This is a genomic window from Streptomyces sp. NPDC006602 (assembly GCF_042870385.1).
Taxonomy (GTDB): domain Bacteria; phylum Actinomycetota; class Actinomycetes; order Streptomycetales; family Streptomycetaceae; genus Streptomyces.
Genome location: NZ_JBIAHG010000011.1, coordinates 91,288 through 117,291 on the forward strand (window position 1 = coordinate 91,288; position 26,004 = coordinate 117,291).

The 26,004-nt window shown below is 69.1% G+C and carries 23 protein-coding genes, 1 tRNA gene and 1 riboswitch; of the genes, 18 read left to right on the forward strand and 6 right to left on the reverse strand.

Annotated features, from left to right (window positions below; genetic code table 11):
• The first annotated feature begins 14 nt into the window (after window positions 1-14).
• From ACFYO2_RS26330 to ACFYO2_RS26375, 10 genes are all read left to right on the forward strand, one after another.
• Window positions 15-1,031 (forward strand): nucleoside triphosphate pyrophosphohydrolase, encoded by a 1,017-nt coding sequence (locus ACFYO2_RS26330; protein ID WP_388353748.1) that lies wholly within the window; start codon window positions 15-17, stop codon window positions 1,029-1,031.
• Window positions 1,028-2,299: a cytochrome P450 gene (locus ACFYO2_RS26335; RefSeq protein WP_388353751.1), complete on the forward strand. Its 1,272-nt coding sequence runs from the start codon at window positions 1,028-1,030 to the stop codon at window positions 2,297-2,299. The genes ACFYO2_RS26330 and ACFYO2_RS26335 overlap by 4 nt, the downstream gene beginning before the upstream one ends.
• Window positions 2,300-2,462: 163 nt before the next feature.
• Window positions 2,463-3,476, forward strand: coding sequence for a transglycosylase family protein (locus ACFYO2_RS26340; protein ID WP_388353754.1), 1,014 nt, complete (start codon window positions 2,463-2,465; stop codon window positions 3,474-3,476).
• 194 nt (window positions 3,477-3,670) lie between these two features.
• Window positions 3,671-3,839, forward strand: a riboswitch (cyclic di-AMP (ydaO/yuaA leader).
• 3 nt (window positions 3,840-3,842) lie between these two features.
• Window positions 3,843-4,526, forward strand: a complete 684-nt coding sequence (locus ACFYO2_RS26345; protein WP_388353756.1) for a transglycosylase family protein — start codon at window positions 3,843-3,845, stop codon at window positions 4,524-4,526.
• A 288-nt stretch (window positions 4,527-4,814) separates the two neighbouring features.
• Window positions 4,815-6,101, forward strand: a complete 1,287-nt coding sequence (gene eno, locus ACFYO2_RS26350; RefSeq protein ID WP_388353759.1) for a phosphopyruvate hydratase — start codon at window positions 4,815-4,817, stop codon at window positions 6,099-6,101.
• 149 nt (window positions 6,102-6,250) lie between these two features.
• Window positions 6,251-6,727, forward strand: coding sequence for a septum formation initiator family protein (locus ACFYO2_RS26355; protein WP_388353761.1), 477 nt, complete (start codon window positions 6,251-6,253; stop codon window positions 6,725-6,727).
• A 46-nt stretch (window positions 6,728-6,773) separates the two neighbouring features.
• On the forward strand, window positions 6,774-7,322 hold the full coding sequence (locus ACFYO2_RS26360) for a DUF501 domain-containing protein (RefSeq protein WP_388353764.1): 549 nt from the start codon (window positions 6,774-6,776) through the stop codon (window positions 7,320-7,322).
• Complete coding sequence (locus ACFYO2_RS26365) at window positions 7,319-8,272, forward strand: exopolyphosphatase (protein WP_388353768.1); 954 nt, start codon at window positions 7,319-7,321, stop codon at window positions 8,270-8,272. Before ACFYO2_RS26360 ends, ACFYO2_RS26365 begins: the two co-directional genes overlap by 4 nt.
• A gap of 421 nt (window positions 8,273-8,693) precedes the next feature.
• Complete coding sequence (locus tag ACFYO2_RS26370) at window positions 8,694-10,109, forward strand: NAD(P)/FAD-dependent oxidoreductase (RefSeq protein WP_388353771.1); 1,416 nt, start codon at window positions 8,694-8,696, stop codon at window positions 10,107-10,109.
• A 315-nt stretch (window positions 10,110-10,424) separates the two neighbouring features.
• Window positions 10,425-11,726, forward strand: coding sequence for a class I SAM-dependent methyltransferase (locus tag ACFYO2_RS26375; protein WP_388353774.1), 1,302 nt, complete (start codon window positions 10,425-10,427; stop codon window positions 11,724-11,726).
• 56 nt (window positions 11,727-11,782) lie between these two features.
• Here ACFYO2_RS26375 and ACFYO2_RS26380 read toward each other — a convergent pair whose 3' ends face one another.
• Together ACFYO2_RS26380 and ACFYO2_RS26385 are read right to left on the reverse strand one after the other, a co-directional pair.
• Entirely contained in the window at window positions 11,783-14,311 is a 2,529-nt protein-coding gene (locus tag ACFYO2_RS26380) for an ABC transporter permease (protein ID WP_388353777.1), read from the reverse strand.
• Window positions 14,311-15,081 carry an ABC transporter ATP-binding protein gene (locus ACFYO2_RS26385; RefSeq protein ID WP_388353780.1) on the reverse strand — a complete coding sequence of 257 codons (771 nt, stop codon included), beginning with the start codon at window positions 15,079-15,081 and terminating at the stop codon, window positions 14,311-14,313. Before ACFYO2_RS26385 ends, ACFYO2_RS26380 begins: the two co-directional genes overlap by 1 nt.
• Window positions 15,082-15,496: 415 nt before the next feature.
• Here ACFYO2_RS26385 and ACFYO2_RS26390 point away from each other — a divergent pair.
• From ACFYO2_RS26390 to ACFYO2_RS26400, 3 genes are all read left to right on the forward strand, one after another.
• Window positions 15,497-15,580, forward strand: a tRNA-Leu gene (locus tag ACFYO2_RS26390).
• A gap of 155 nt (window positions 15,581-15,735) precedes the next feature.
• Window positions 15,736-16,911: a 4-hydroxybenzoate 3-monooxygenase gene (locus tag ACFYO2_RS26395; RefSeq protein ID WP_388353783.1), complete on the forward strand. Its 1,176-nt coding sequence runs from the start codon at window positions 15,736-15,738 to the stop codon at window positions 16,909-16,911.
• 168 nt (window positions 16,912-17,079) lie between these two features.
• Window positions 17,080-17,976: a Bax inhibitor-1/YccA family protein gene (locus tag ACFYO2_RS26400; RefSeq protein WP_388353785.1), complete on the forward strand. Its 897-nt coding sequence runs from the start codon at window positions 17,080-17,082 to the stop codon at window positions 17,974-17,976.
• A gap of 84 nt (window positions 17,977-18,060) precedes the next feature.
• Here the strand turns inward: ACFYO2_RS26400 and ACFYO2_RS26405 are convergent, their stop codons facing one another.
• Window positions 18,061-18,291 carry a DUF4287 domain-containing protein gene (locus ACFYO2_RS26405; RefSeq protein WP_388353788.1) on the reverse strand — a complete coding sequence of 77 codons (231 nt, stop codon included), beginning with the start codon at window positions 18,289-18,291 and terminating at the stop codon, window positions 18,061-18,063.
• Window positions 18,292-18,395: 104 nt separating this feature from the next.
• On the opposite strand from ACFYO2_RS26405, the gene ACFYO2_RS26410 reads away from it, so the two are divergent.
• Entirely contained in the window at window positions 18,396-18,707 is a 312-nt protein-coding gene (locus tag ACFYO2_RS26410) for a hypothetical protein (RefSeq protein ID WP_388353791.1), read from the forward strand.
• 270 nt (window positions 18,708-18,977) lie between these two features.
• Here the strand turns inward: ACFYO2_RS26410 and ACFYO2_RS26415 are convergent, their stop codons facing one another.
• From ACFYO2_RS26415 to ACFYO2_RS26425, 3 genes are all read right to left on the reverse strand, one after another.
• A complete protein-coding gene (locus ACFYO2_RS26415; protein ID WP_388353794.1) occupies window positions 18,978-19,760 on the reverse strand; it encodes a hypothetical protein in 783 nt (260 codons plus the stop codon).
• Window positions 19,761-20,032: 272 nt separating this feature from the next.
• A complete protein-coding gene (locus ACFYO2_RS26420; RefSeq protein WP_388353797.1) occupies window positions 20,033-21,253 on the reverse strand; it encodes an acetyl-CoA C-acetyltransferase in 1,221 nt (406 codons plus the stop codon).
• A 267-nt stretch (window positions 21,254-21,520) separates the two neighbouring features.
• Window positions 21,521-22,543 (reverse strand): SGNH/GDSL hydrolase family protein, encoded by a 1,023-nt coding sequence (locus ACFYO2_RS26425; protein ID WP_388353799.1) that lies wholly within the window; start codon window positions 22,541-22,543, stop codon window positions 21,521-21,523.
• A 162-nt stretch (window positions 22,544-22,705) separates the two neighbouring features.
• Here ACFYO2_RS26425 and ACFYO2_RS26430 point away from each other — a divergent pair, with 162 nt between their 5' ends.
• The 4 genes from ACFYO2_RS26430 (at window position 22,706) to ACFYO2_RS26445 (ending at window position 25,994) form a co-directional block, all read left to right on the forward strand.
• Window positions 22,706-24,109, forward strand: coding sequence for a cystathionine beta-synthase (locus tag ACFYO2_RS26430; protein ID WP_388353802.1), 1,404 nt, complete (start codon window positions 22,706-22,708; stop codon window positions 24,107-24,109).
• Window positions 24,106-24,237 carry a hypothetical protein gene (locus ACFYO2_RS26435; RefSeq protein WP_388353805.1) on the forward strand — a complete coding sequence of 44 codons (132 nt, stop codon included), beginning with the start codon at window positions 24,106-24,108 and terminating at the stop codon, window positions 24,235-24,237. Before ACFYO2_RS26430 ends, ACFYO2_RS26435 begins: the two co-directional genes overlap by 4 nt.
• A 106-nt stretch (window positions 24,238-24,343) precedes the next feature.
• The gene (locus ACFYO2_RS26440) at window positions 24,344-25,177 is read left to right on the forward strand and encodes a hypothetical protein (RefSeq protein ID WP_388353808.1); all 834 of its coding nucleotides are present in this window, start codon (window positions 24,344-24,346) and stop codon (window positions 25,175-25,177) included.
• Window positions 25,178-25,220: 43 nt separating this feature from the next.
• Complete coding sequence (locus ACFYO2_RS26445) at window positions 25,221-25,994, forward strand: hypothetical protein (RefSeq protein WP_388353811.1); 774 nt, start codon at window positions 25,221-25,223, stop codon at window positions 25,992-25,994.
• Window positions 25,995-26,004 lie beyond the last annotated feature (10 nt).

Genomic DNA, 26,004 nt, shown 5'->3' on the forward strand with positions numbered 1-26,004 from the left:
GTTAGCTTCGAATCGTGAACGCAACCAGCCCCGAAGCCGCCACCAGCTCCGAAGCCGCCACCGGCCGCATCGTCCTGCTCACCACCAGCCACCGCGTCGCCCCCGGCCTGCTGTCCTGGCCCGCCTGGCAAGCACTGCACGCCGCCGACAGCGTGCTGTGCGCAGACGGGACGCACCCGCAGCTGCCGTATCTCCGCGAGGCCGGCATAACGGTCGACGAGGCGTCGCCCACCGCCGGGGAACTGGTCGACGCGTGCGCCGGAGGGCGGACGGTGGTCGTGGTGGCCACCGGCGAGGGCGAGCCGGCCCTCACGGACGGCCTGGCACGCCTCGCGGGCTCCGGCCGCGTCCACATGCCCGAGCTGGAGCTCCTTCCCGCCTCGTACGACCTGCCGGGCGCCCGCCTCCTCGACCTCGTCCAGGTCATGGACCGCATCCGCGCCGAGTGCCCGTGGTCGTCCCAGCAGACCCACAAGGGCCTGGCCAAGTACGGCATCGAGGAGGCGTACGAACTCGTCGAGGCCATCGAGGAGGGCGACCGCGACGAACTCCGCGAGGAACTCGGCGACGTCCTGCTCCAGGTCGTCTTCCACGCCCGCATCGCCGAGGAAGGCCGCCCGGAGGACGGGGCCGCCCCCTTCTCCATCGACGACGTCGCCGCCGGCATCGTCACCAAGCTCATCCACCGCCACCCGCACGTCTTCGGCGACGAGACCGCCACGACCCCCGACGAGGTCAAGGAACACTGGCTGCGCACCAAGGCGATAGAGAAGCAACGCGAGTCGGTGACAGACGGCGTCCCCCTCGGCCAGCCGGGTCTCGCCCTGGCGGCGAAGCTGGCCTCACGCGTCCGCACGGCGGGCCTCGAGGTCCCGCTCCCGACCGGCGAGGGCATCGGCTACGAGCTGCTCGCGCTGGCGGTACGGGCGGAGGCGGACGGGGTGGATCCGGAGGCGGCGTTGCGGGCGGCGGCTCGGGCGTACCGGGACGCGATCAGACAGACGGAGACGCGGTCGGAGTCGGCGGAGTGACCAACCAGCCCACGCCGCCCGCCCCCACTCCCGCCCTCTTCTCCTGGGAGTTCGCGACGGACCCCTACCCCGCCTACGCCTGGCTCCGCGAAAACGCCCCCGTCCACAAGACCGAACTCCCCAGCGGCGTGGAGGCCTGGCTGGTCACCCGTTACGCCGACGCCAAGCAGGCCCTCGCCGACCCGCGCCTGTCCAAGAACCCCGCGCATCACGACGAGCCCGCGCACGCCAAGGGCAAGACCGGCATCCCCGGGGAGCGCAAGGCCGAGTTGATGACGCATCTGCTCAACATCGACCCGCCGGACCACACGCGGCTGCGTCGGCTCGTATCCAAGGCGTTCACCCCGAGACGCGTCGCCGAATTCGCGCCCCGCGTGCAGGAGTTGACCGACCACCTCATCGACCAGTTCGCCGACAAGGGCAGCGCCGACCTCATCCACGACTTCGCCTTCCCGCTCCCCATCTACGCGATCTGCGACCTGCTCGGGGTCCCCCGCGCGGACCAGGACGACTTCCGCGACTGGGCGGGCATGATGATCCGGCACGGGGGCGGACCGCGTGGCGGGGTCGCACGGTCGGTGAAGAAGATGCGCGGCTATCTCGCCGAGCTCATCCACCGCAAGCGCGAGGCCCTTACGGCCCAGAGCACCCCCGGTGAGGACCTCATCTCCGGTCTGATCCGGGCCTCCGACCACGGCGAGCACCTCACCGAGAACGAGGCCGCGGCCATGGCCTTCATCCTCCTGTTCGCGGGATTCGAGACCACCGTCAACCTCATCGGCAACGGCACCTACGCCCTCCTGACCCACCCCGAGCAGCGAGGCCGGCTCCAGAAGGCCCTCGCCGCCGACGACACGGCACTGCTCGAGACCGGCGTGGAGGAACTCCTCCGATACGACGGCCCCGTCGAGCTCGCCACCTGGCGGTTCGCCACCGAGCCGCTGAGCATCGGCGGGCAGGACATCGCGGCCGGCGACCCCGTCCTCGTCGTACTGGCCGCTGCCGACCGGGATCCGGAGCGGTTCGCCGATCCGGACACCCTCGACCTCTCCCGGCGTGACAACCAACACCTCGGATACGGCCACGGCATCCACTACTGCCTCGGTGCCCCCCTGGCCAGACTGGAGGGGCAGACCGCGCTCGCCACGCTGCTCACCCGCCTCCCGGACTTGCAACTCGCCGTGGATTCCGCTGATCTGCGGTGGCGGGGCGGTCTCATCATGCGCGGACTGCGGACGTTGCCCGTCGAGTTCACGCCGCGTGTATGACTGCGCTCACCTGCGTAAAGCTGACCCACCCTCAACTCTGTGATCTTCACGTGATCTACGCGGCATTAACTTGTGACAAGTGATCGGCTGCCTATACGTTCACGGATCAGCGCGGCGCCTCACCCGCCGCGCTGGTCACTGTTGCCTCGCGAAAGGTCTCCGCATGCTCTCCGGGAACGGCCGCCATCGTCGCCCCCGCCAGGCTCCGGCCATCCTCGTCGCGGCCGGAGTGACCGGCTCCGCCATCGCGATCCCGCTCCTCGGTGCCACCGGCGCCAGCGCGGCGACCGGCACCACGTGGGACCAGGTGGCCAACTGCGAGACGGGCGGCTCCTGGAGCCAGGACAAAGGCGACGGGTACTACGGCGGACTGCACATCGCCCAGGAGGACTGGGAGCAGTACAGCGGCCTCGACTTCGCCTCGAGCCCCGACCAGGCCAGCCGCTCCCAGCAGATAGCCGTCGCCGAGAAGATCCTCGCGGCCAAGGGCGTGGGCTACTGGTCCACCTGCGGTCTGCTCAACGGCCTCAGCAAGGACTCGGGGGCGGCCGACGTCGACACGGGCGTGGCGGACGAGGTGACCTCGGGCGCCGACGAATCGTCCGGCTCGACCGGCTTGTCCGACTCCTCCCGATCGTCGGCCGACTCGCCCGGTGACACGTCTTCGGATGCGCCTTCGTCGTCCGCGTCGACCTCTCCGTCCGACGCCCGGTCGAATTCTTCCGGGAAGGCCGACAAGACCGGCGAGGGCGACAACCCGGCCAAGTCCGACACCTCGGCCGATTCCGACTCGACCCCCAGTGCCTCGCCGGACTCCGGCGGCGACTCCACAGGCGCGCCGAAACAGGACGACTCGGACAACTTCTGGCAAGAGGGCGGCTCTTCGGCCCTCGTCGACACCGGCGCCCTCGTCGCGGGCAAGCACCGCGGCGGCAGCGCCGACGAGACCGCGGTCGGCACCGACACCGCCAGTGCCGACACGAGCGCCTCCGGCGGCCGGCACGCCGCCCGCGCGGACTCGTACACCGTCCGCCCCGGAGACACTCTCGCGTCCATCGCCGACTCCCTTGACCTCGAAGGCGGGTGGCGTGAGCTCTACGCGGAGAACAAGCAGGCGATCGGCGCCGACCCGAGTGTCATCGCGCCCGGTCAGACCCTCATCGTAGGTATCGAATAGGGCGAAAACGAGCGGGAGTTCGCGCCGCATTTCGCGCTGAATGTCCGGTTCGGTGAAAGTGTGGGATGACTCTCAGAAGCCCTGATCGTCTTTGAAATTCCGCGGATCGCGTGTCTACCGTCAGGACCGCTCGCCAACACGAGCCCCGACTGCCGCAACGCCGAATCCTGCCAGCGGCCGTACGGGAACAGTCGTCGCGTAAAGCGCCGTAGGCAGGAGCGGGGGACCCAAGGTAAGTGCCGGGACCAGCAGTTGAAGCTGGCTCCGGCTTGGGGTGAAGCCATGTTCCGCAAGGGACGTGGCCGGGCAACTCAACCGGCCCGAACCCGACAGCTCACCTCGCAGGCGTCGGTGAGGGGATCCACCATGCTGTTTTCCGGCAAGGGCAAGCACCGCCGTCCGTCCAAGGCCACTCGTGCCATCGCCATCGCCGGTGTCACCGGTGCCGCCGTCGCCGCCCCGCTGATGGCGGCCGGCAACGCCTCCGCCGCCACCGCCTCCGAGTGGGACGCCGTGGCCCAGTGCGAGTCCGGCGGCAACTGGTCCATCAACACCGGCAACGGCTACTACGGCGGTCTCCAGTTCTCCGCCTCCACCTGGGCCGCGTACGGCGGCACGCAGTACGCCGCGCAGGCCAACCAGGCCTCCAAGTCCCAGCAGATCGCCGTCGCCGAGAAGGTCCTCGCCTCCCAGGGCAAGGGCGCCTGGCCGAACTGCGGCGTGAACCTGTCGAGCTCCGCCTACAACGGCAGCGCCGACACCTCGTCGAACACCTCCAGCGGCTCCTCGGGGACCACGACCCGTTCCACCGAGCAGCAGGCCTCCCGTTCCGCGGACCGCCCGGCCTCGAAGAAGACCGTCACCACCCCGACCGGCAAGAAGGTCAAGAAGGGCGACGGCGAGTACAAGGTCGTCTCCGGCGACACCCTCAGCTCCATAGCCGAGGAGAACGACGTCAAGGGCGGCTGGGCGAAGGTGTTCGAGCTGAACAAGGACATCGTCCAGGACGCCAACCTCATCTACCCGGGCCAGCAGCTGCACCTGAAGTGACACGCGGCTCGTAGCTGAACCACAGCGCTCTCCTGGACGTGGACTCCATAGTGGAGGCCTCGTGAGGGCCACCCCCGTCCCCACGGGCTCCCCGCTCCGGTGCGTCGTCCCCCGTACGCACCGGGGCGGGGCTTTTTGTGCCCCGCTTTTTGTTCCGTTCGGAAACAATTTACTTTCGGTTCTGTCCATGAGGTGGTCGACAGGCTGGCCGATCGCCCGGAGCCGGTTAGGCTCGTCTCGCAGAACCCACCGTGGTTCCGTGAGACCAGCGTCACATTGAAGAAGGAGATGCTCGTGCCGTCCATCGACGTCGTCGTAGCCCGGGAAATCCTGGACTCCCGAGGCAACCCCACGGTCGAGGTCGAGGTCGGCCTCGACGACGGCAGCACCGGCCGTGCCGCCGTTCCGTCCGGCGCCTCCACGGGCGCCTTCGAGGCCATCGAGCTCCGCGACGGTGACCCCAACCGCTACCACGGCAAGGGCGTGGAGAAGGCCGTCCTCGCCGTCATCGAGCAGATCGGCCCGGAGCTCGTCGGCTACGACGCCACCGAGCAGCGCCTGATCGACCAGGCGATGTTCGACCTGGACGCCACCGACAACAAGGGCTCGCTCGGCGCCAACGCCATCCTCGGCGTCTCGCTCGCCGTCGCCCACGCCGCCTCCGAGGCCAGCGACCTCCCCCTCTTCCGCTACCTGGGCGGCCCGAACGCGCACCTGCTGCCGGTGCCGATGATGAACATCCTGAACGGCGGCTCGCACGCCGACACCAACGTGGACATCCAGGAGTTCATGATCGCCCCGATCGGTGCGGAGTCCTTCTCCGAGGCCCTGCGCTGGGGCGCCGAGATCTACCACACCCTCAAGAAGGTGCTGAAGCGCAAGGGCCTGAACACCGGCCTCGGCGACGAGGGCGGCTTCGCCCCGAACCTCGGCTCCAACCGCGACGCCCTCGACCTCATCCTCGAGGCCGTCAAGGAGGCCGGTTACACCCCCGGCGAGCAGATCGGCCTCGCGCTCGACGTGGCCGCCTCCGAGTTCTACAAGGACGGCGTCTACCTCTTCGAGGGCAAGGAGCGCTCCGCCGCCGAGATGACGGAGTACTACGCCGAGCTCGTCGCGGACTACCCGCTCGTCTCCATCGAGGACCCGCTGTTCGAGGACGACTGGGCCGGCTGGAAGACCATCACCGACCAGCTCGGCGACAAGGTCCAGCTCGTCGGTGACGACCTGTTCGTCACCAACCCGGAGCGCCTGGCCCGCGGCATCGAGGAGGGTGTCGCCAACGCCCTGCTCGTCAAGGTCAACCAGATCGGCTCGCTGACCGAGACCCTGGACGCCGTCGAGATGGCCCAGCGCAACGGCTTCAAGTGCATGATGTCCCACCGCTCCGGCGAGACCGAGGACGTCACCATCGCCGACCTCGCCGTCGCCGTGAACTGCGGTCAGATCAAGACCGGTGCCCCGGCCCGCTCGGACCGCGTCGCCAAGTACAACCAGCTGCTGCGCATCGAGGAGATCCTCGACGACGCCGCGGTGTACGCCGGCCGCTCGGCCTTCCCGCGCTTCAAGGTCTGACCCTTCGAGGTCTGACCCTTCGAGGTCCGACCGCTTCAAGGGCTGCCCCTTACGGGGTCAAAGCCTTAGCCAGTCGTACGTACGTCCCCGTACCGGTCCCGTACCGTGTGCGGGGACGTACGCACGTGTGAGACGGGAGGCGGGGAAACATGGCCGTGAAGGACCGGGACCGTTTCTCCACCGCGACCAGGATCAAGCTGCTCGGCGAGCAGACCGCGGCGCGCGTCTACCGCTCCCAGACCAAGCGGCAGGCCCGCCGCTCCCGGCTCACCGGCCGGGCCGCGCTCCTCGCCCTGGTCCTGTGCACGCTGATCGTGGCCCTGGCGTATCCCATAAGGCAGTACGTCTCCCAGCGCGCCGAGATCGCCGGTCTCGAGCGGCAGCAGGAGCGGGCCCGGGAGCGGGTCGAGCAGCTGCGCGACCTCAAGGCGCGCTGGCAGGACGACGCGTACGCGCAGCAGCAGATCCGGCAGCGGCTCCACTATGTGCTGCCGGGGGAGACTGGTTACGTCGTCATCGACCCGGACGCGGCCAAGCAGTCGCGCGCCGACCTGGGTGCGGCCGACCGCCCCTGGTACGCGAACGTCTGGGACGGCGTCGACAAGTCCGACGCCTCCGACCAGTGATCCGACCAGTGATCCGACCAGCGAACTGACCGATAGAAAGACAGGCATGGAAACGCCCCCGCCCCCTACTGCGCGCACCGAGCCCACCGACGCGGACGTCGAGGCCTTCAGGCAGCAGCTCGGCCGGCCGCCGCGCGGTCTGCGCGCCATCGCCCACCGCTGCCCCTGCGGTCAGCCGGACGTCGTCGAGACGGCCCCCCGCCTCCCCGACGGCACGCCGTTCCCCACGCTGTACTACCTGACGTGCCCCAAGGCGAACTCCGCCATCGGCACCCTCGAGGCGAACGGCGTGATGAAGGAGATGACCGAGCGGCTGGAGAAGGACCAGGAGCTCGCCGCCGCCTACCGCGCCGCGCACGAGGACTACATCCGGCGCCGCGACGAGATCGAGGAGCTGAAGGGCTTCCCCAGCGCGGGCGGCATGCCGGACCGGGTGAAGTGCCTGCACGTCCTGGTTGCCCATTCCCTGGCGGCCGGCCCCGGGGTCAACCCGCTGGGCGACGAGGCGCTGGAGATGCTGCCGGAGTGGTGGCGGAAGGGGACGTGCGTGACGTCCGCCCAGGACGCCGCCCAGGTTCCGGAGGAGGCCAAGTGACCCGGGTCGCCGCCATCGACTGCGGTACGAACTCCATCCGGCTCCTCGTCGCCGACGCCGACCTGGCGACCGGCGAACTGGTCGACCTGGACCGCCGTATGACGATCGTCCGCCTCGGCCAGGGCGTCGACCGCACCGGCCGGCTCGCCCCCGAGGCCCTGGAGCGGACGTTCGCCGCCTGCCGCGAGTACGCGGCGGTCGTCAAGGAGCACGGTGCGGAGCGGCTGCGCTTCGCGGCGACCTCCGCCACCCGGGACGCGGAGAACCGGGACGAGTTCGTACGAGGGGTGCTGGACATCCTCGGGGTGGAACCGGAGGTCGTCACCGGCGACCAGGAGGCGGAGTTCTCCTTCACCGGCGCCACCAAGGAACTGACCGGCCGCGACGACCTCGCCAAGCCCTACCTCGTCGTGGACATCGGCGGCGGCTCGACCGAGTTCGTCGTCGGCGACGACCACGTGCGCGCGGCGCGCTCGGTCGACGTGGGCTGCGTCCGGATGACCGAGCGGCACCTGGTCCACGACGGGGTGGTGAGCGACCCGCCGTCCGAGGAGCAGATCGCGGCGATGCGGGCCGACATCGAGGCGGCCCTCGACCTCGCCGAGCAGACGGTCCCGTTGCGGGAGGCGCACACGCTGGTGGGTCTGGCCGGCTCGGTGACGACGATCTCTGCGATCGCCCTGGACCTCCCCGAGTACGACTCGACGGCCATCCACCACTCCCGTGTCCCGCACGAACGGGTCCGCGAGATCACCGAGTGGCTGCTGCACTCGACGCACGCCGAGCGCGCGGCGATTCCGTCGATGCATCCGGGCCGGGTGGACGTGATCGCCGCGGGTGCCCTCGTCCTGCTCTCGATCATGGAGCGGATCGGCGCGGAGGAGGTCGTGGTGAGCGAGCACGACATCCTCGACGGCATCGCGTGGAAAGCGGCGGAAGAGCTCGCGTAGCACTCTGCTGAGCAGGCCGGATGCCCGTTTGAGCACGTGCGAGAGGCCTTCACGGGGCACTCGGTGCGACACCGCCGAGAAAGTTCGTGAAGTTCTTCACAAGGAATTCGGCCCTCTCGGGGGACGAAGATGGGTCCGTTGGCCCTTCCGGGCGCCCCGCGCCCCTGTGAACGTGTTCAAAACAGACGGGCACGGACGTATCGCGGGGGCGATGGGGAGGGGGGTCGCAGGCGCCTCACGGGAGTGGTTTCGACCCAGAGAGGCAGCTCACGCGGCATTGACAACGCCCCGCCCTACACGCCGGTTCCTGCTCCGCACCATGACGTGGATCACGCGAGCGGCGGAGAATAGCACACACCCCCGGGAAGCTTGTGAAGGGGCGCACGAGCGACCCCCCTGAGGCGGGTGGATACTCGATGGCATGAGCACCACGGAGCGTCCCAGGATCCTCGTAGTAGGCGGTGGGTACGTAGGCCTGTACGCAGCTCGGCGCATCATGAAGAAGATGCGCTACGGCGAGGCGACCGTCACGGTCGTCGACCCCCGGTCGTACATGACCTACCAGCCCTTCCTTCCCGAAACCGCCGCCGGCAGCATCTCCCCGCGCCACGTCGTCGTCCCGCTGCGACGCGTGCTGCCCAAGGCGGAGGTCCTCACCGGCCGGGTCACCACCATCGATCAGGACCGCAAGGTCGCCACGATCTCCCCGCTGGTCGGCGAGGCGTACGAGCTGCCCTTCGACTACCTGGTCGTCGCCCTCGGCGCGGTCTCCCGCACCTTCCCGATCCCCGGCCTCGCCGAGCAGGGCATCGGTATGAAGGGCATCGAGGAGGCCATCGGCCTGCGCAACCACGTCCTCGAGCAGCTCGACAAGGCCGACTCCACGAACGACGAGGAGATCCGCCGCAAGGCGCTCACCTTCGTCTTCATCGGCGGTGGCTTCGCCGGTGCGGAGACCATCGGCGAGGTCGAGGACATGGCCCGCGACGCGGCCAAGTACTACAACAACGTCTCCCGCGAGGACATGCGCTTCGTCCTCGTCGACGCCGCCGACAAGATCCTGCCGGAGGTCGGCCCCAAGCTCGGCCAGTACGGCAAGGAGCACCTGGAGGGCCGTGGGGTCGAGGTCTACCTCTCCACCTCCATGGACTCCTGCGTCGACGGCCACGTGGTGCTGAAGAACGGCCTCGAGGTCGACTCCAACACCATCGTGTGGACGGCCGGCGTCAAGCCGAACCCCGCCCTCACGCGCTACGGCCTTCCGCTCGGCCCCCGCGGTCACGTCGACTGCGAGCCGACGCTCCAGGTCAAGGGCACCGACTACATCTGGGCCGCGGGCGACAACGCCCAGGTTCCGGACGTCGCCGCACGCAAGGCCGGCAACGAGAACGCCTGGTGCCCCCCGAACGCGCAGCACGCCCTCCGTCAGGCGAGGGTCCTCGGCGACAACGTGATCTCCGGTATGCGGGGCTTCCCGCAGAAGGACTACTCGCACTCCAACAAGGGTGCGGTCGCGGGCCTCGGCCTCCACAAGGGCGTCGCGATGATCGTCATGGGCAAGATGAAGATCAAGCTCAAGGGTCGTCTCGCCTGGTACATGCACCGCGGCTACCACGGTCTGGCCATGCCGACCTGGAACCGCAAGATCCGCGTCTTCGCGGACTGGACGCTCGCCATGTTCCTCAAGCGCGAGGTCGTCGCACTCGGTGCGCTGGAGACTCCGCGCGAGGAGTTCTACGAGGCGGCCAAGCCGGCTCCGGTCGCTGCCGCGAGCAAGGCCGAGAGCAAGCGCCAGGCCGAGGAGAAGCCGAAGGCCGAACAGGCCAAGGCCTCCTGACCTCCGGTCACTGAACGCCCCGAAGGGGCCGCCCGCCATCCGTGGTGCGGGCGGCCCCTTCGGCCTTTCCCTGCGTGGGGGCCGGCGTCCCCGGGGGCTCCGCCCCCAGCCCCCGGGGACGCCGGCCCCCACCACCCGACTCGGTCCGACAGGAGGTGACCGTGGCCTCCGAGGGGGCGGGCGGGCGGGTGAAGTCCGTGTGGGATGCATTCATTTTGCGCAGCTGTAACGCGAACGAGGGACTGCGACGCCGCCTCGCAGGTGTTTACGTGGGTACTGGACATTCCGGGATCCCTCGTCACGGAGGTGAACGCCATGGCAGACGCCGCCCTGCGGCTGAAGAGCCTCGTCGAACAGTTGTTGGGTGTACCGCTACCGGTGCGCATCCGCGCCTGGGACGGTTCACAGGCGGGGCCGCCGGGCGCGCCGACACTCGTCGTGCGTAATCGGCGGGCCGTGCGGCGGTTGCTGTGGAAGCCCGGCGAGCTGGGGCTCGCCCGTGCCTGGGTCGCCGGGGACCTGGACATCGACGGGGACCTCTACGCCGGCCTCGACCTGGTGTCCGGCCTCCTCTGGGAGCGCGGCGAGGACGCCCGCACCCTCGCCCAGGCCCTGCGCGACCCCGAGGTGCGGGCCGCCGTACGCGGGCTCGTCGCCCTCGCCGGGCCACCGCTGCCGCCCGCCCCGCCCCGCGAGGAGGTCCGCAGACCCCGCCGCCATCTGCACACCAAGCGCACCGACAGGCGCGCCATCAGCCACCACTACGACGTCGGCAACGACTTCTACGAGATCGTCCTGGGCCCGAGCATGGTGTACTCCTGCGCCTACTGGCAGGCCCCCGAGTCCGACGGCGGCACCCTGGAAGCCGCCCAGCGCGACAAGCTCGAACTCATCTGCCGCAAGCTCGGCCTGACGCCCGGACAGCGTCTCCTCGACGTCGGCTGCGGCTGGGGTTCCATGGCCATCCACGCCGCCCGCGAGCACGGCGTGAGCGTCGTCGGCATCACGCTCTCCCGTGAGCAGGCCGCGTACGCCCGCAAGCGCGTCGCCGACGAGGGACTCACCGACCGGGTGGAGATCCGCGTACAGGATTACCGGGACGTGACCGACGGGCCGTACGACGCGATCTCCTCCGTCGGGATGGCAGAACATGTGGGTGCCGAGCGGTACTTGGAGTACGCCGAGGTGCTCGGCCGGCTTCTCGAGCCCGGTGGGCGGCTGCTCAACCATCAGATCGCCCGCCGGCCCCAGCGGGACGAATCGACCTACAGCGTCGACGAGTTCATCGACTCCTATGTCTTCCCCGACGGCGAACTCGCCTCCGTCGGCACCACCGTCACCCAGCTGGAACGCGCCGGGTTCGAGGTGCGGGACGTCGAGTCGATCCGCGAGCACTACGCCCTCACGCTGCGCCGCTGGGTCACCAACCTGGAGGCGGAGTGGGCGCGGGCGGCGCGGCTCGCCGGGGCCGGGCGGGCCCGGGTCTGGCGGCTGTACATGGCCGCCTCCGCGCTCGCCTTCGAGCACAACCGCATCGGCGTCAACCAGGTCCTCGCGGTCCGCACTCCCGAGTCCGGTGACTCGGGGATGCCGCTGCGGGCCCGTACCTGGAACTGAAGCAGACAACAAGAGGGGCCCGTCGCCACCGGCGACGGGCCCCGACTGCCGTACCACTACTCCGACTTGATCGCCGCCAGCATGTTCAGCCGGCCCGCCCGCCGGGCCGGCCACAGCGCGGCCAGCACGCCCACCGTCGCCGCCAGGAGCAGGAAGACCGCCATCCGGGCCCAGGGCAGGACGAGTTCGTACGTCGACATCCTCGTGCCCAGCAGTTCGCCGGCCGCCCAGCCGAAGAACACGCCCAGGCCGATGCCCAGGACCCCGCCGAAGAGGGAGATGACCAGGGACTCCAGGCGGACCATCCGCTTGATGCCCTTGCGGTCCAGGCCGATCGCGCGGAGCATGCCGATCTCCTGGGAACGTTCGAAGACCGACATGGCCAGGGTGTTGATGACACCGAGGACCGCGACGAGGACGGCCATGGCCAGCAGGCCGTAGACCATGTTCAGCATCAGGGTGAACATCTGCGCGATGTCGTTGGAGAGGTCCTTCTTGTCCTGGACCTTGATGGCCGGGTTGGAGCCGAGGGTCTTCTCCAGCTCGTCCTTCGTCGCGCTGGACGCGCCGTCGGACGTCTTGACCATCACCTGCATGTCGGCGGGGTCCGACTGGTGCGAGGAGAGCGTGGCGTTGTCCAGGATGATGCCCTGGATCATCTCGTTGCCCTCGTAGACCCCGGCGACGCTCAGTTCCTGCTTCTTGCCGTCCTCGTAGGAGACGGTGAAGCGCGAACCGGCCTTCCAGCCGTGGGACGTGGCCGTCTTCTCGTCCACGACGACCTGCGCGCCGCCCACCTTGAAGGAACCGCTGTCCACCTTCAGGTCGGTCAGTTCGGCGATGGTGGCGCCCGTGACGCCGGTGAGGTACTCGGTCTCGCCGTCGATGCGGGAGGGCGCGTTGCGCAGCGGGCTGGTGGCGGTGACGTCGTCGACCCGGCCCAGCTTCTGCTCGACGTCCGGGGACAGCTCGTTGCCGTTCGCCATGGAGACCACGTAGTCCGCCTTGATCGCGGAGGCCGCCATCTTGTCGATCGACTTCTGCAGGCTGCCCGCCATCACCGTCATGCCGGTGATGAGGGTGAGGCCGATCATCAGGGCGGAGGCGGTGGCGGCCGTACGGCGCGGGTTGCGCACCGAGTTCTGGCGGGCCAGCTTGCCCGAGACGCCGAACACCCGCAGGAGCGGTGCCGCGGCCGCGATCAGCGGGCGGGACAGCAGCGGGGTGAGGATGAAGACGCCGATGATCAGCAGGACGGCGCCGAGGCCCATGGGGGCCTGGCCGTCCGAGCCGGACATCGTCGTCGCCGCGAGGATCACCGCGATGCCCGCCGCGGAGAACAGCGCGCCCAGGGTGTTGCGCAGCACCAGCGACTTGGTGGTCGCCGCGGCGTGCAGGCTGCTCATCGCCGCCACCGGCGGGATCTTCGCCGCCCGGCGGCCCGGCAGCCAGGCCGCCAGCATGGTGACGAGGACGCCGACCGCGAGAGCCGCCCCGACCGTGCCCGGCGTGATGATCAGCGGCCCGTCCGGGACGGTCGCGCCGAGCGAGCCCATCAGCGACCTGAGCCCCGCCCCGATGCCGATACCGGCGGCGAGGCCGGTCACCGCGGCGACCACGCCGACCACGAACGCCTCGAGGAGGACGGAGCGGGTGACCTGCCGGCGCGAGGCCCCTACGGCCCGCAGCAGCGCCAGCTCCTTGGTGCGCTGGGCGACCAGCATGGTGAAGGTGTTGGCGATGATGAACGTACCGACGAACAGCGCGATGCCCGCGAAGACCAGCAGTCCCTGCTTCAGGCCGGACATCGAGGAGGAGATCATCTCCGCCTGGTCGTCGGCCAGTTGCTGTCCGGTCGTGGTCTCGACGACGTCCTTCGGCAGCGCCTTGTCCAGTTCGGCCTTCAGCGCGGCCTGGCTGACGCCCGCCTTTGCCCGCACGTCGATCTGGTCGTACGTGCCGGTCTTGCCGAACAGCCGCTGGGCGGTGGCCGTGTCGAAGAGGGCGAGGCTGCCGCCGGCGGCGACATTGCCGTCGTCGGTGGTGAAGATGCCGGTGATCTTCGGGTCGAGAACCGGGCCGTCCACCGACAGCCGTACGGTGTCGCCGACCTCGTACCCGGCGCGCTGCGCGGTCTGCGAGTCGATGAGCACCTCGCCCGCACCGCTCGGCACATGCCCGCTGACCAGCGGATACCGGGCGTCCTTGGGGCCCCAGTAGTTCCCGCCCCGGGACTGGAAGCCGCCGCCGATCAGCTTGCCGTCCTTGTCGGCGATGGCGGTGAAGCCGTTGACGACGCCGATGGCGGAGGCGGCCCCCGGAACCTTCGCGCTCTCGTCGAGCAGTGCCTCGGTCAGCTCGGCGGTCTTGCCGACGGTGTCGCCCTTGTCCTCCTGGGTCTCGGGCTCCACGGCCACGTCGACCTGGTCGAAGCCCTTGGCCGAACTCTTCTGGTACGCCTCGGAGATGGTGTTGGTGAAGACCAGGGTCCCCGACACGAAGGCCACGCCGAGCATCACGGCGAGCACGGTCATGAGCAGTCTGGCCTTGTGCGCGAACACGTTGCGCAGGGCGGTGCGGAACATCAGCTGGTACGGCCCTTCGCGTCGAACTCCTTCATGCGGTCGAGTACGGACTCGGCGGTGGGCTCGTACACCTCGTCGACGATCCGCCCGTCCGCGAGGAACACCACCCGGTCCGCGTACGCCGCCGCCACCGGGTCGTGGGTCACCATCACGACCGTCTGCCCGAGTTCCCGTACGGAGTTGCGCAAAAAGCCCAGTACTTCGGCACCCGCGCGCGAGTCGAGGTTTCCGGTCGGCTCGTCGCCGAAGATGATGTCGGGCCGGGAGGCCAGGGCGCGCGCCACGGCGACGCGCTGCTGCTGGCCGCCGGACAGCTGGGAGGGGCGGTGGCCGAGCCGGTCGGCGAGGCCGACCATCGCGATCACCGAGTCCAGCCACTGCTTGTCCGGCTTGCGGCCCGCGATGTCCATCGGGAGCGTGATGTTCTCCAGGGCCGTCAGCGTCGGCAGCAGGTTGAACGCCTGGAAGATGAAGCCGATCTTGTCCCGGCGCAACTTGGTCAGCTGCTTGTCCTTCAGGGAGCCGAGCTCCGTCTCGCCGATGCGCACCGAACCGGAGGAGAAGGTGTCCAGACCGGCCACGCAGTGCATCAACGTCGACTTGCCGGACCCCGAGGGTCCCATGATCGCGGTGAACTCGGCCTGCCGGAAGTCGACGGAGACCCGGTCGAGGGCGACCACCTGGGTCTCGCCCTGTCCGTAGATCTTCGACAGATCCGTGGCACGCGCGGCCACGGTGGTGGCCCGGCCGGCGATGGATGCGGTGGTCACGAGAAGGCACTCCAGGAGGACGAGGGATGTGTCGGAGGGGACGTCATCCATCGTCGGGGCCGCGAGCCGCCGTGTAGTCAGCCGCTGTTCCGGTTCTGAAGGCAGCCTCGGGTCGGACCACACTCCGCGGTGTCATACCTGGGGATGACGGCCACCCTGACTGTCGCCTGATCGCCTCCACGCGGGCCGCCTTGCGCAGAACAGGTGGAGCCCCCTCGTTCGGACGGTGAAATTCCGTCATTCCGCAGGCGCGTCCGGACGTCGCACGCAAGGCTATTGGCAAGTGCGGATGGCCTGATCCGGGTGCTGATGCTCCCTCAGGCATCAATAAAATAAGACAACATGGGTCCACCCCGCGGATGTTCGGGGCATGTATCCCGATAGGCTCGGAACCTCGATGCGGAGCCCATGGCCTGCCCGGATGGTGGAATGCAGACACGGCGAGCTTAAACCTCGCTGCCCCTTCGCGGGCGTGCCGGTTCAAGTCCGGCTCCGGGCACTTCGGGCACCTGCACCCTCCATCAAAGAGTTCACCGCGCGACCGTTGACAGCGGGCGCGTGCGGTCGGAAACTCATGTCCGAAAGTAAGTGAAGTAAACTTCACTATGCGAACGCGTCACACTGATGGAACAACGGACACACGGAGGCTGGTCGATGCGCACCACCGTCGGCATCATCGGAGCGGGCCCCGCCGGCCTCCTCCTCGCCCGGCTGCTCCACAACGCCGGCATCGCCTCGGTCGTCCTGGAAAGCCGCGACCGCGCCTACGTCGAGCATCGGCAGCGGGCCGGAATCCTGGAACAGGGCACGGTGGACGTACTGCGCGCGGCCGGCGCCGGGGAGCGCATGGACCGTGAGGGCCTGCGCCACGACGGCATAGAGCTGCGCTACGCCGGGAAGCGCCACCGCGTGGACTTCCCCGCCCTCACCGGCGGCCGGTCGGTGATGGTCTACGCCCAGACCGAGGTCTGCAAGGACCTCATCGCCCTCCAGCTCAAGGAGGGCGGCCCGCTTTTGTTCGAGGCGGAGGCGCTGGCCGTCGAGGGCGCCGACACCCCCAGCCCCCGCGTCCGCTTCCGGCACGAGGGCGTCGAGGACGTCCTGGAGTGCGATTACGTCGTCGGCTGCGACGGCTTCTGGGGAGTGGCCCGCGAAGCGGTCCCGGCCCCGGTGTCCCGGACCTTCGAGCGGACGTACCCCTTCGGCTGGCTCGGCATCCTCGCCGACGTCCCGCCCTCCCACGACGAGCTGGTCTACGCCCACCACGACCGCGGCTTCGCCCTGCTGTCCATGCGCTCCCCGTCCGTCTCCCGGCTCTACCTCCAGGTGCCCGAGGGCGCCGACGCCGAGGCGTGGAGCGACGACGACATCTGGGCGGAACTGGAGCGCCGGTTCGAGACCGCGGACGGCTGGCGCCTGGAGCGCGGCCCGATCACCCAGAAGTCGGTCACCCCGATGCGCTCCTACGTCCACGAGCCGATGCGGCACGGCCGTCTGTTCCTGGCCGGCGACGCGGCCCACATCGTGCCGCCCACGGGAGCCAAGGGCCTCAACCTCGCCGTCGGGGACGTCGTCACCTTCGCCAGGGCACTGACGTACGAGAAGGAGACCGGCTCGGCCGAGCTGCTCGACGCCTACTCGGCGACCTGCCTCAGCCGCGTCTGGCAGGCCGAACGGTTCTCCTACGACATGACGACCCTCCTGCACCGCGCCCCCGACGCCACTCCCTTCGAGGACCGCCTCCAGCTGGCCCGGCTGGAACGGCTCGCCTCCTCCCGGGCCGCCGAGACCGACCTGGCCGAGGGGTACACGGGGTTCCCGTTCGGGTGAGGGGGGCGAGAGAGGGTGGGGCCCGCCGTGGCTGGGAATCACGGGGCCGCGTAGCGTGTTGCGCACCACGACGAGGGAAAGATCCTCCCCAAGCACTAGGGTCATTCCTTTGCCTACCTATTACTCTTGAGCCAAGGCCCACACAGACGGTGGCCATGGAGGAGTGAAATGAGGAGCAGCAACCCGGTCTTCTCGCGACGGGGGTTCAGCCGCGACAACGGCTACGCGGGCTTCAACACCGCGCCGCAGGCCGGGGGCGCAGCTGTAGGCACCCAGGGCAACCCGTACGCGCAGCCGCAGGCCGGCAACCCGTACGCGCAGAACCCGTACGCGCAGCAGGACCTTCAGCAGGGCGCACCGCCGCAGGCCCCGGTCACCACCGGCCGCATGACGATCGACGACGTCGTCCTGCGTACCGGCACCACACTCGGCGTCCTGATCGTCACGGCCGCGCTCGCCTGGGCGCTGCTGCCGATCGACGACGCCAACATCAGCCGTTCGTACGGCATCGGCATCGGTGCCGCGCTGATCGGCATGGTCCTGGCCTTCGTCCAGTCCTTCAAGCGCAAGGCATCGCCCGCGCTGATCCTGACGTACGCCGCGTTCGAGGGTGTGTTCCTCGGCGTCCTGTCCAACATCGTCGACAACCGGATCGCCGACGGTGCGGCCATGCAGGCCGTGATCGGCACGATGGCGGTGTTCGCCGGTGTGCTGGTGGCGTACAAGGCGGGCTGGATCCGCGTCAACCGCCGGTTCGTCGGTTTCGTCATGGCGGCCGCGCTCGGCTTCATCCTGCTGATGATGGTGAACCTGCTGTTCGCCGTCTTCGGCGGCGGTGACGGCCTCGGCTTCCGCAGCGGCCCGCTCGGCGTGGTCTTCGGCGTCGTCGGCATCCTGCTGGGCGCCTGCTTCCTCGCCCTGGACTTCAAGCAGGTCGAGGACGGCATCGCGTACGGCGCGCCGCGCGAGGAGGCGTGGCTGGCGGCCTTCGGGCTGACGCTGACGCTGGTGTGGATCTACATGGAGTTCCTGAGGATCATCGCGATCCTCAACAGCAGCGACTAGCACGTACCGCGTGCGACGACATGCGCGAAAGGGCCCCGGGTTCCGTCCCGGGGCCCTTTGTCGTGGTGCTGCCGTGGTGCGCGCCTAGAGGAAGTTGCGCGCCGCCCTCCTCAGGTCGTACTCGTGGACGATCGCCTTCGCGTGGCCGTACGCGAGGTTGTGCTCATGGCGGAGCCAGCTGACCTTTTCCTCGAAGCGGAAGAGAGAAGGGCCTTCTTCGACGGTGCGGAGCCAGTCGGACACTTCACGACCGGTGCACTGGGGGATGCGGGCGAGCATGTTGCGGTGGGTCTCCTCGGAGAGGACGTGGGACATCGGCGCCTCCGGACGCAAAGGGGATGTAAGCCGGTCCTTCAGGTCACGGTGCCTGAGCGCGCGCCCGTTGGCAACAGTCCCGGTGGGGCGCGTACGCTCGCGGCGTGGTGGATACGACGCGTCTGTGCCGTGCAGTGGATCATTTTGCCGACCGGTTGCGGGCCGCGCCGCAGAGTCGCCTGCAGCGGGGGGCTGCCGCTGAGGCGCTGGGTCTGGCCAGGGAGTTCGCTCGGTGGGCGCAGGAACTGGAGGCGCCCGGGGCGGAGCCTCGGGAGATGCCGGATGCGGGGATGTTCGCCGCCGCCGACCAGATCACCGTCGCGGTGCATGACTTGGCCCTCGTGCTTACGGACGAGGGCCAGGTCGATGATGCGGTGCGGTTGGTGGAGGAGGCGCAGAAGCGGGCGGGGGTCTGAGGCGCGTGGGCGGGTGCGAGTCCGCTGTGGCTGGTCGCGCCCACGCGGCGGAGCCGCACATCGCTTCAGCCCCGCGCCCCTGGGCGTGCTGCGGTCCCCGGTGCCTTAGAGCTCCGAACAAAAGTGGAGCCCGGCTCGCGGCGTCTGGCACGCACGCTCGCCGCGTTGCCGAAAGCCCCTAGTAGCTCCGCTACGAGGAGCTTCCGGCGCCTTGCGATCGCACGCACCAGACGCCGCGAGCTGATCGGACTCCACTTTTGTTCGGAGCTCTTAAAGCGAGGCTATGACTTTGTCCGCCAGGATGTAGACGTTCTCCTCGCCGCACGCGAACGTCAGCGTGTACGCGCCCGAGATGCCCGAGCCGCCGAGCAGGGTCGGTGTCTCGCCGGCGCTCAGGGCCTTCGCCAGGCGTTCGGCTGTCTCGCGGTGGCCCGGGGTCATGCAGAGGGTGGTGCCGTCGGCGAAGACGTAGACGTCGAGGGTGCCCAGGGGGCCGGGGCGGACGTCGGCCAGCTCGACCTGGGACGCGGCGAGTTCCTCCAGCGTGGCCACCGTGCGTTCGTGGTCGTTCGCGACGGGTGACGAGACCGGGACGAAGTCCGGGTGCGAGGGGTGGCGGCGGCGGGCGGCGGCCAGCTCCGCGGAGTCCCCGGCGAACTCGTCGGCGTCGGCGCCGTGCTCGGCGACCGGCTCCAGGCCCACGAAATCGGCCTGCCGGGGCAGGAACAGCTCACTGTCGGGCAGACCCAGCAGTGAGGGCGCGTCAGAGGCGTCACGGGCCTCCTGCGCGGCCCAGAAGGCCCGCGCCTCGGCGAGCTCGCGCTCACGTTCCTCGGCGAGGGCCTCGGCCACGGCGGCGCGTATCTCATCGACGTCGGCGGAGTGGCGGGCGGCCGGCACGCGACCCAGCGCCGCGGTGGCGTTGCCCGCGGCGATCTCGTTGTGCAGGGCGGCGACCTGTCGGCGCAGCACCATGAGGGTGCGCAGCACGGCGACGCCCACGGCGCCCGTGGCGGCCGTGGTGACCAACAAGGCGATCGGCATGGCGCTCACTGACGTACTCCCGGTTCAAAGTCGACCCCCGACTTCCTACATCAGCTTGAAGGGCGGACTATCCAGCTGTCAGTGCGTAACGTCACGAAACGGACAGCGCTTTGGCCTGGGGGGTGTTGCTGGAGTGGTGCTGACCTGCGTGAATCCCTTTTCGGGGGAGATAGGTCACATCCTGGGTGAGATTGGATCACAAATCGGCCCAGAGCCTGGGGGGTTCCCAGGTTCCGGGCCGATGGGTGACGCTTGGTTCCTGTGCGATTACCGTGAGTTGGTCAGCTCAGGCGCTCGATGACCATCGCCATGCCCTGGCCGCCGCCGACGCACATCGTCTCCAGGCCGAACTGCTTGTCGTGGAACTGGAGGGAGTTGATGAGCGTGCCGGTGATGCGGGCGCCGGTCATGCCGAAGGGGTGGCCGACGGCGATGGCACCGCCGTTGACGTTCAGCTTGTCGGGGTCGATGCCGAGCTCGCGGTAGGAGGGGATCACCTGGGCGGCGAACGCCTCGTTGATCTCGACCAGGTCGATGTCCTCGATGGTCAGGCCCGCGCGGCGCAGGGCCTGGTTGCTCGCGTCCACGGGGCCGAGGCCCATGATCTCGGGGGAGAGGCCGGAGACGCCGGTCGACACGATGCGGGCGAGCGGGGTCAGGCCGAGTTCGCGGGCCTTGGTGTCGCTCATGATGACCAGCGCGGCGGCGCCGTCGTTCAGCGGGCAGCAGTTCGCGGCGGTGACCATGCCGTCGGGGCGGAAGACCGGCTTGAGGCCCTGGACGCCCTCCAGGGTGACGCCGGCGCGCGGGCCGTCGTCCTTGGAGACGACCGTGCCGTCCGGGAGGGTGACCGGGGTGATCTCGCGCTCCCAGAAGCCGTTCTTGATGGCTTCCTCGGCGAGGTTCTGGGAGCGGACACCGAACTCGTCCATGTCCTGGCGGGTGACGCCCTTCCAGCGGGCGAGGTTCTCGGCGGTCTGGCCCATCGCGATGTAGGCGTCCGGCACGAGGCCGTCCTCGCGCGGGTCGTGCCAGGTGGTGCCCTCCTGCTCCGCCACGGCGGCGGTGCGGGCCTCGGCCTCGGCGAAGAACGGGTTGTGCGTGTCGGGGAGGCTGTCGGAGTTCCCCTTGACGAAGCGGGAGACCGTCTCGACGCCGGCCGAGATGAAGACGTCGCCCTCGCCGGCCTTGATGGCGTGCAGGGCCATGCGGCTGGTCTGGAGCGAGGAGGAGCAGTAGCGGGTGACCGTGCAGCCGGGGAGGTGGTCCATCCCCATCTGTACGGCGACGATCCGGCCGAGGTTGTTGCCCTGCTCGCCGCCGGGCAGACCACAGCCGAGCATGAGGTCGTCGATGTCCCTCGGGTCCAGCTCGGGGATCTTGGCCAGTGCGGTCTGGATGATGGTGGCGGTCAGGTCGTCGGGGCGCAGGTCCTTCAGGGAGCCCTTGAAAGCGCGGCCGATGGGAGAGCGGGCGGTCGAGACGATCACGGCTTCGGGCATGACGGCTCCATTGGCGTACGGGGGTTGTGCAGGGCTGTCTGGGAAGTTACCCGTACGTATGGTCGGGGTCACGCTCATGGCGGTGTGACCCTGACCGCAGTTTTCTAAGCGCTTGCTTTTCTCGCCCCCGCCGCCCCTTCCCGTCCCGTCCCCGGGGGCTGCGCCCCCGGAACCCGCTTCGGCCCGAAAGGCCTCGTCCTCAAACGCCGGACGGGCTGAGATGGGGCTGACCATGTGGGTGGGCAGGGACCCGCGCCTCCACGCATCTCAGGGAGACGGGGAAACGGGGGTCGGTTCCGACACCGGGACCCGCCGGCGCCGGCGGCGCTTGAGCAGGGCCCACGGCCCCTTCGGGCCCGTCGGCATCGCCGCCGTGACCTCCGTACCGGCCTCGGACGCGGCCTCCGCCGCGGCTCGGGCGACCGGCAGGAAGCCCTCGCGGCGGGAGGCGTCCGGGCGCTCCTCGTCCGCGGGCCAGAGGCCGAGGGCTGCGCAGACCGTGGGGAGGACCGCCATCGCGGCCGTGGCGTAGCCCTCCGCCGAGGGGTGGTAGTTGTCGGGGCCGAACAGCTCGCGCGGGTTCGCCGCGAACTCGGGGCCCAGTAGATCGCCCAGCGAGACCGTACGGCCGCCCTGCTCGACGGCTCCGATCGTCTGGGCGGCCGCCAGCTGGCGCGAGGCCCGGCGGGCCAGCCAGCGCAGCGGCTGCTGCACGGGCTCGATCGTGCCCAGGTCGGGACAGGTGCCGACCACCACCTCCGCGCCGGCCGTGCGCAGCCGTCGTACCGCCGCCGCCAGATGACGTACCGAGCGGGTCGGCGGCATCCGGGTGGTCACGTCGTTCGCCCCGATCATGATCACGCAGATGTCGGGGACCGGATCCGGGTCGGCCAGGATCAGCGCCACCTGGCGGTCCAGGTCGTCGGAGGTCGCCCCGGGGAGGGCGACGTTACGGAGCACCACCGGGCGTTCCGCCACCGCGGCCAGGCCCGACGCCAGCAGCGCGCCCGGCGTCTGTCCGCCCCGGTGGACGCCCTGGCCGGCGGCCGTGGAGTCGCCCAGCATCACCAGCCGCAGGGGCGGTTCGCCGGGCCTGGTGTAGGAACTGCCGTACCGGCCGTCCGCCTGCGGGACGCACGCCGTCCCGTTGCCCACCTGGCGCTTGGCCAGCTGCACCTCCGCCAGCACCAGACCCATGGCCGCCGCGCCCACCAGACCGATACCACCGCCGCCGTACGCGGCACCGGCCGCGATCCGCCGGGCCACCCTCGCCCTCGACATGCTCGTCATGCGTCGCCGCCACCTCCTTGTGTCCGTACATCAAGTCCTTGCCCCGTACGGACCGTCGCCCAATCTCAACGGGGAGTGAACGACCGTCACGTGTTCCGAAGAAGCCATAGGCTGGCGGAACCAATCACGACCATTTCTTTTGCAAGCATCCGGAGACAAACGGTGCAATTCCACGACTCGATGATCAGTCTCGTCGGCAACACCCCGCTGCTGAGGCTCAACAGCGTGACCAAGGGCATCAGGGCGACCGTCCTGGCCAAGGTGGAGTACTTCAACCCGGGCGGCTCGGTGAAGGACCGCATCGCCCTGCGCATGATCGAGGCGGCGGAGGAGAGCGGCGCGCTCAAGCCCGGCGGCACGATCGTCGAGCCGACCAGCGGGAACACGGGTGTCGGGCTGGCCATCGTGGCGCAGCAGAAGGGGTACAAGTGCATCTTCGTGTGCCCCGACAAGGTGAGCACCGACAAGATCAACGTGCTGCGGGCGTACGGCGCCGAGGTCGTGGTCTGCCCGACCGCCGTGGACCCGGAGCACCCCGACTCCTACTACAACGTCTCCGACCGGCTGGTCCGTGAGACGCCCGGCGCGTGGAAGCCCGACCAGTACTCCAACCCGAACAACCCGCTCTCCCACTACCACTCGACCGGCCCTGAGCTGTGGGAGCAGACGGAGGGGAAGATCACCCACTTCGTCGCGGGCGTGGGCACCGGCGGCACCATCTCCGGTACGGGCCGCTACCTGAAGGACGCCAGTGACGGTCGCGTGAAGGTCGTCGGCGCCGACCCCGAGGGTTCCGTCTACTCCGGCGGCTCGGGACGGCCGTATCTCGTCGAGGGTGTCGGTGAGGACTTCTGGCCCACCGCCTACGACCGGACCGTCGCCGACGAGATCGTGGCGGTGTCGGACAAGGACTCCTTCCAGATGACCCGTCGGCTGGCCAAGGAGGAGGGCCTGCTGGTGGGCGGCTCCTGCGGGATGGCAGTCGTCGCCGCGCTGAAGGTCGCCGAGCGGCTCGGGCCCGACGACGTCGTGGTCGTCCTGCTGCCCGACAGCGGGCGCGGCTACCTCAGCAAGATCTTCAACGACGAGTGGATCGGTCAACATGGGTTCAGCGAAGACCAGCCCAGCACCGAACCAACAGCCGGGATGGTACTAGCGAAGAAGGCAGAGGCAGAGGCGGGAGGCATCCCGAGCTTCGTGCACATGCACCCTGACGAGACCGTTGGGGAGGCAATCAGCGTGCTGCGCGAGTACGGGGTATCTCAGATGCCAGTGGTAGCCCCCGGAGCGGGGCACCCTGACGTGATGGCTGGGGAGGTGGTTGGCGCAGTGGAAGAGCGAGTCTTGTTGCACGCCGTGTACGTCGACCGCACCCCCTCAGACGCGCCTCTGTCGAAGCACATGTCAGACCCGCTGCCGGTAGTAGGTGCAGGTGAACCGGTAGCGCGTCTGATGTCCGCCCTCGAAGGTCGAGACGCGGCGGTCGTCCTGGTGGATGGCAAGCCCGCCGGGATCGTCACCCGTCAAGATCTCTTGGCCTTCCTGTCCACTCAGGAGCGCAAATGATCGAGAAGCCAGAAGTTTCAGAGCACCGTGACGCGTGGGTCGAACGGGAGCTGAGCAAGCTCCTGCCAGTCATCACGGAGGAGTCATGGAACGAAGTGTGGGCCGTGATCGGCCCTAAGGCAGCCTGACCCTTTAAACAGCACGGCCCCCAGGGGAACCGCTAGCGCTAACTAGCGACCTGGGGGCCTACCGCTAGCGCTAACTAGCGGGAACACCTTGAGAGGCATCCTCAAGATGCAGGTCCAGCGTACAAGGCACACCCGTGCCTACGTACAGATCCCCAACGGGATCGCACGTCACGAATCCCTCAGCCTTGAGGCTGTCGGACTCCTCACCCGTCTCCTGTCGCTCCCGGACGCCAACGGCGCAACGGTCGAGCGCATCACCTCCAAGGTTCCCAACGGCCGCCGCTCTGTCGGCAACGCCATGAACGAGCTGATCCACCACGGCTACGTGAAGCGGGCCAAGGTCCAGGACCCCGAGACGGGGCGATGGGTCACCCTCACCACCGTCACGGACTCTCCGGGTGACCACATGCCGACTGTCGGGGAGCCGACTGGTCAGGCTGTCGGCGCTTCTCCCAAGGGAGAAAAGACCCCGGAGGAAATGACCTCCCTACCTGAGCCCGTCGAGCAGCCTTCTGGCTGCACGGACGAGAGCAAGCAGGAAGGGGAGGGATCTTCCGACCAGATCGACACACAGACTTCCGGAACCGCTGACTCGGTGACCGGTCGAGCCGTGGCCTGTCTCGGCCGCCTGGGGCGCGTAGAGCCCCAACTGAAGCTGTCCATGCGGGAATGCATGCGCCTCGCTCCGCTGGCCGCTCAGTGGCTCTCTGATGGCTTCCACGAGATGGAAGTGATCAAGACCCTCACCAGGGCTCTCCCCGAGCCCGTTGAATCCGCGGTGGCCCTGGTCTCCTACCGCCTCAAGAACCACGAGCCCCAGAAGGCCGCCCCGGTGCTGTCGACGCCTGCCGTCGCTCCTGTGCAGCGGGCCAAGTGCCCCGAGTGCGAAGTGATCTTTCCTCTCGGCCACCCCGGCGGCATCTGCCGCAACTGCCGCTGACTGCGGCTGAGCACTCCCAACCACCCACTCTGAAAGGACGAGTGTGTCTACCTCCGCAACCCCTTGGTACATCAAGGGCATCCTGTACGTAGCTCTGCCGGCTGCATGCCTCGCTGCCCTCTACCTCTCGATTCCCGGAGAGGTCGACTTGGCGCGAACGGCCGGATGGTCTGAGAGGTACGCGCCTGCCATGCCCGTGTGCCTCTCGGTGTACGCCCTCTCTGCGGGTGCCATCGCCACGTACCGCAGGAAGATGAAGCTCCCCGGACAGGTGACAGCTCTCATCGGATCTGTCATGGCGCTGCTGTTGGCCATGAGCGCGCAGAGCATCTCTCACCTGATCGAGCAGAGCTACATGGAAGGTTCCGCTCTCCTGGTGGTGGCGGTCTCTTGCGTCCCCCCTCTCACCATCGCGCACCTGGTGCACATGGCTGAGACTCCCACGCAGGTCAAGTCTGCGGCTGAGGAGCTGGAAGAGCTGAGGGACCTCACGCAGACCCTCATGACGGCCCTGGTTGCCTCTGAGAGCCGTGCTCTCCTCTCTCACTCCGGTCGGGTGCTCGTGGAGGTGGAGAGGGTCTCTCAGACCGTGGAGGAGCTGACGGAGGAAGCTGAGGAACTCTCCGAGGAACTTGAGGGATCTCTCAACGAGGGGCGGGCTGCCAAGCCTCGCAGGAAGGTTCTCGCTCTCACCCGAGAGACCATCGAGCAGACTCGGGAGACCCTCAAGGCTGAGGGCAAGAAGCCGACCGTTGAGAGGGTCTGTGAGGCCCTGGGGATCTCTCAGGCGTCCTACTACCGGTACCGAGCGGCGTAGCCCCTCAGAC